At 30.4% G+C, this 5,679-nt stretch carries 6 protein-coding genes; all 6 read left to right on the top strand.

All coding sequences use genetic code 11. The features are described 5' to 3' along the window. Positions 1–504: 504 nt before the first annotated feature. A complete protein-coding gene (locus BM201_RS17815; protein WP_175487090.1) occupies positions 505–1,218 on the top strand; it encodes a hypothetical protein in 714 nt (237 codons plus the stop codon). 147 nt (positions 1,219–1,365) lie between these two features. After that, positions 1,366–2,100 (top strand): hypothetical protein, encoded by a 735-nt coding sequence (locus BM201_RS17820; RefSeq protein ID WP_139219294.1) that lies wholly within the window; start codon positions 1,366–1,368, stop codon positions 2,098–2,100. A gap of 197 nt (positions 2,101–2,297) precedes the next feature. Further along, complete coding sequence (locus BM201_RS17825; RefSeq protein ID WP_092545153.1) at positions 2,298–3,074, top strand: hypothetical protein; 777 nt, start codon at positions 2,298–2,300, stop codon at positions 3,072–3,074. 764 nt (positions 3,075–3,838) lie between these two features. Beyond that, a complete protein-coding gene (locus BM201_RS17830) occupies positions 3,839–4,144 on the top strand; it encodes a hypothetical protein (RefSeq protein WP_092545155.1) in 306 nt (101 codons plus the stop codon). Next, positions 4,128–5,222 (top strand): hypothetical protein, encoded by a 1,095-nt coding sequence (locus BM201_RS17835; protein ID WP_139219296.1) that lies wholly within the window; start codon positions 4,128–4,130, stop codon positions 5,220–5,222. The genes BM201_RS17830 and BM201_RS17835 overlap by 17 nt, the downstream gene beginning before the upstream one ends. A 182-nt stretch (positions 5,223–5,404) precedes the next feature. Then, on the top strand, positions 5,405–5,679 hold a 275-nt coding region (locus tag BM201_RS17840; RefSeq protein ID WP_092545159.1), incomplete at its 3' end, for a transposase.

The raw sequence follows: 5,679 nt of genomic DNA on the forward strand, positions 1-5,679 counted from the left end.
GACGCGGACAAGAAATCCGAAAAAAAGTAGTGAAATTGTATAAAATCGGATACTATTTTATTGACTTAACTAAAACGGACAAATTTGCTTGCTGACATTAGATTTTAAATATAAACTAGACTAAAAAAGCCAATAATTGCGCAGAACCCAACTCTCAAAAAATTATAATTAAAAAATTCAGCTAAAAGTTAAAAAACAACACTGGAAAAAGTCGAAATTGTAAAGTTTTACTATCAATTTTAACTATAAAAATCATTTCTCAATCTGAGAGAATGATAAAAGTAAAATTTTCTAACTCAATATTCGATAATTCTGACTATAAATTTTATATAAGAACGTGTCGCAACAGAAAGGTAACAACGATTCATCGCAAATAGCGATTTTTGAATAAAAAAGTGTAATTTTAGAAACCAAGCAAGAAATGGTTAAGCCGACAAATCCGTGTCACTTATTCCGCTACTTGCGATAATCGAGAACGTTGTGCAACATTCGATGAAAAACTTTTTGAACATCATAATATTTCTGATTTTATTAGTGGCTTGTGAAAATAAAGCGTCTGATAAAGAAGAATATAATGTAGAAAATATAGAGAAAACACAAATTAAAAAACATATCGAAAACAACGAATTAACTAAAAGTACAGAGCCTCTTGACACTTTGATAAATACGCATAGGTTTTTAGCTATTGGAAATGTAAACGCTGAAATTAAGATTATTAACCAAAGTGATAGTTTAAAATATAAGGATTTCAAGGTTGTTGATTTTAAAGATCAAATATTAGTAGTTGCAAAAAATCTCGATGAAAATAGATTTGAAATTTATGAAAGGTATAATCCTAATTTCACGTTTGAAGATTTTAAAGTTCCAGTATATAATGGAACTTTAGTTGAGCCAGATTTTGAAAGTTATCCGTGGGCAAAACGTTTTATAACCAGAATAACAGACGGATGTAAAAACGGAATTAATTTTGCTGGAAAATACACCTTAATCATTTGGGGTTGTGGATCACCTTGTCAAGGTGGCGCAATTGTGGATAGAACTAATGGTAAGATTTATAATGGCTATTTTTCGACGTATGGTTCTGAATTTAGAATAGACAGTAAATTGATTATATTTAATCCAACGTTAATTGACGAAGAAACTAAATTGATGTCATTACATCATATTGCGAAAGTTCGAACTGAAATTTGGAATGGCTCTGAATTTATAGCTTTATGAGAAAGAACGTTGCACAACAACGCGTATAGCCAATTGCGGCTAATTACTTAATCGATATTCGATGTTTTTAGCTATATTTATTGTAAACGGACAAAACCTGGCTAATCAACCCACAACTGTCCATACTCGAAACCGTTGTGCAAAATTATGATGAAAAATTCTACTCTCATTTTAATGATCTTTTTTTGTTTGAAATTTTACGCACAAAAAAACGAACCAATTTTATCTTTAACGGTAACAGATCCATGGTTGATGGTAATTGGATCAGATATCCCAGAGTTTACTCTTTACGATAATGGTGAACTTATTTATAAAGTTCAAAAACGAAAAAAGGTCAAGTTAAGAAGAGTTAAACTGGAAAATGATGAAATAACAGATTGGATTTCATTTGTTGAAAATAATGGATTGGATTCATTAAAAGAAAATTATGATGCAAGTTATTTAACCGATCAACCATATAATCGTTTGTTAGTTAACACAGATAACTTACAAAAAGAAATTTCAGTTTATGGTTATTTGAATAAGAATAACCAATACGAAAAAACACGAAAATTAACTCCTTCTAATTTTTTGAAGATTTACGATAGACTTTCGACCTACAAAAATCGGAAATCCAAAAAATGGATTCCTGATTTTATAGAAGTAATGTTTTGGCCTTACAACCATTCACCAGAGAAACCAAAAGCATGGCCTGAAAATTGGCCAGACTTTTCTAACAAAAGGACTGTTGATCGTGACGGGTTATATAGTGTATATCTTAAGAAAAATCATTTAAAAGAACTGAATGATTTTATAGAATCACTTGGAGAAAAACAGGCTGTAGAAATTAACGGAAAGAAATGGTCAATTTCATACAGATATCCATTACCACATCAATATTAGTAATATAACTTTGCACAACAACGATTCATCGCAAATAGCGGTTTTGAATAAAAAAGTGTAATTTTAGAATCAAGGCAAGTAAAGATTAAGCCGACAAATCCGAGTAACTTATTCCACTACTTGCGATAATCGAAACCGTTGGGCATAATTTTCACGCAACCTTTTCAGTAATTCATCATCTTATATATAAACAGAGTATGAAAAAAATTATAATTCTTATTATTTCAATTATTGCTCTGAGTTGTAGCAGAGATGATGATAATCTAAACTCTATAGAATCAAATATAGATTTTATGCCTATAGAAATTTATAACAATTCAAATATTTCAGAAGATCCAGATTTGAAACTTAAACTAATCACAGAAGAAATATTCCCTTGCATTAATTATAGTATAATTACTAGTCAATCAATAGAAAAAAATGAACTGAGAATAAGAATGGAAAAAATTTCAAGCCCTGAAATTTGTCTGACAGCTTTAGGACCAGCAACTTCTTACATTGATTTACAAGAAAACATTAATGAAATAACATTTATTAATGGACACACTATTGACAAATATTCCATTTCAATAAATCAAGAGAAAATTTCCATAAATCTCATTGAAAGTAACTTCACGAATTTGCTTTTTGAAAAAACTTTCCGATATCCAGAAAACACATTTGCTTATGTGGGAGGAACTAACACCGATAACACGGAAATCTATCAAGATTTTTTAGAAATACTAATAGGAAATCCAAATTTTACTCAATTTAACTTTGAAGGAGAAGGGAGAATACCTTATCCAATCCATTCAGATGGTCATTGGGTTAATCAACCTTCCAAATATTTTAAATATACAGATTACGAAGAATTTGAAAATTTAAAATCTATTTTAGAAAATTTTTCGGATGAGAATATTGAAGAAAATTCCGGCGTTTCACTTTCAATTTATGGATGGGATAATATAAGTTATCATAGTTGGCGTAGTAACTAGAAAACTATGCCCAACAGCGCATAACTCAAATAGCGGGTAGTTTGGTGAAAATAGTTATTTTAGAAACCAATTAAAAAATCAATAAGCCGACAAATCCGAGTACTATCTCCCACAACTTGTGTTATGCGCGGCCGTTACCTAAAATAGCTCCAGACCCAATCTCCCGCTGAAAAGACTGATCACAGACGACCGAAATTCGATAAAATCTGATGATATTTTTTCAAAACAGAAATTGACAATAACACGTCCCAAAAACCGAACTGAACGCGGAAAAATTATAATCGAAATTCGATAAAAAGAAACTGAGAAAAAATGATCAAAACGGATTCAACGCAGACTCTGAAAAAACACACGCTGACAAAAATCACTGAAAATTGGAATTTTTTTTTAAAATTAATCAACGGAATCAAATAAAACCCGATAGCAACACCCAAAAGCTAAAATTGAACAATTCTAACTCAAAATAAAAACCTGACAATATTCCGATTGAATAAAATTGCCTCTCTCCTACTTTGAAAATTTAAAAATATAGAATGGGAAATTCGATAAATTTGAGATCTTTTTTAAAAACTTAAATTGTGGTATAAACCAATCTGAATGTGTCGCTACATTAGGTAACAATGGTTATAATTCATTGCGGCGGAATTTTCTGCCGAAAATTCCAAGCATTTTGCTAAATTACAGGCGCAACCGAAAAGTCCTGGCGGACTTTTCCGCAACGAAATCATAACCTAATCCGTTGGTAACCATTAAAAAAACACTATATGAAGAAAATTAAACTAAAAATCACTATTTCAAATACCACAAGAAGGATTGAATATATAGTTATTGAAGGAAGAAAATTACCAATTTCTTTTTTTGATTTTGAAAATGGTGAATGGGTTGCTGAGCAAGAGAATTTTCCTATCGGGAATGACAACGATATCGACATACTAATAATAGTTGCAGGAAATCATAAATCACAATCAAAGATGAAAGTCTATGTTAACGACAATTTAAAAGGAAATTATGAAATGTATAAACCATTCAATAAAAATGGGTATGGTCAATTTAATGAAGAAGTACAATAAGCTTATACTATTAATCTTCATCTCCTTATCAACAAAGATTGGGTATTCTCAATCTATAATTGGTGATGATAAAGGTAATTCTTCTATTGGACTTACTCCAGGATTTAAAGAGACAAAAAAAGAAGATAAAAAAGATTCTCCTAAAGTTGATTCTGTTGGTTTTGATTTAGGGATTGTAACATTTACTACTAAGGATAAGAAATTAGGACTTAACTATTACTCATATTTTAATCCATCTAATTTTACTGACTATTATGTTGGAATTTCTTCGAACAGTAAAATTAAAAACAGTACAGCTAACATTTTTTCAAATGGAGATATCGTAGCCGAAGGTGAAGCCAAATTAAGTTTAGGATTTAGATTATACAAAAACAAAACTGATTGGACCTCTATTCTAGCAGGGCAAAAGACTCCAGAGCAAATTCAAGATGTTTTGGATAACTCAACAAGACCTGCAAATGATTTATGGTTAGTATTGAACGGTAGTTTCTCTGGTTCGTCATTTAAGAGATTTGTTGCTGATTCTACTTTTGCAAATCAAATTCAAAAAGAATCCTTCACAGGTTATGACATTAATTTGGGCTTCAACTATTGGAATGCACGTATACTTAATAATACAATTTTAGCGGGAGCAACTATTGGTATCAAACAGAAAAATAATTTTGATGATTTAACAGAAGGAACAAGAGAAGACGTACAAGTAATAACTGATTCTTTATCAAATACATCTAGAAAAATAACAATTAAACAAACAGTTTATACAGGAGATTATAAAGAAAGTATTGTATATCCATTAAATTTTGACTTATATTTTGTTCCTCATAATTTGAAAAACATTGGAATTTTAGGATTCAGTAGAACTGAAATGGGAAAAAAAATTAAACCTAAAACTAAAATTGGTTTAGGCTTATACTTCCTTAAAGACCAAAATACTTTCAATCCTGTCGCAGGAATAACATTTGGATTTAATGATTTTTTCAACGTTGATAAATCAGATGATGATAAATCAAGTCTTAAAAAGTTTAGCATAAGCCTATCAACTAGAATCAATTTAGTAAATAATCAAAAGAAGAAATAACGGTTACCAACACGGTGTATAAGTAATAGCGGTTTAAATGATAAAACGAAAGTATAAACATAAAACAAAGGTCAGTGCAAAACCGAAAGGTTTGTGAGTAGAAATCCGCTACTACTCATACACTTCACCGTTATGTGCAAGCTTGACCCGTCCGGAAATAAGGCTACATAATTTTAATAATTATGTACAAAAATGACAAAGTAATTAGACGCTACAGTGAATCGTTTAAATTGAAAATTTTAGACGAACTTACTACTGGAAAACTCAACAAGAACCAATTGGGCAAACTCTATGGAATAAACCCTACAACCATCAATGAATGGATTAGGAAATACGAACGTAAAGACCTAATGAATACCAGAATTAAAGTGGAAACAAAAGATGAAATAACTCGTATTAAAGAGCTGCAAAAAGAAATTGAACAGCTTAAGAAACTATTGCTCAAGAAAGATCTTGA

Source organism: Zunongwangia mangrovi (assembly GCF_900112105.1).
GTDB lineage: Bacteria > Bacteroidota > Bacteroidia > Flavobacteriales > Flavobacteriaceae > Zunongwangia > Zunongwangia mangrovi.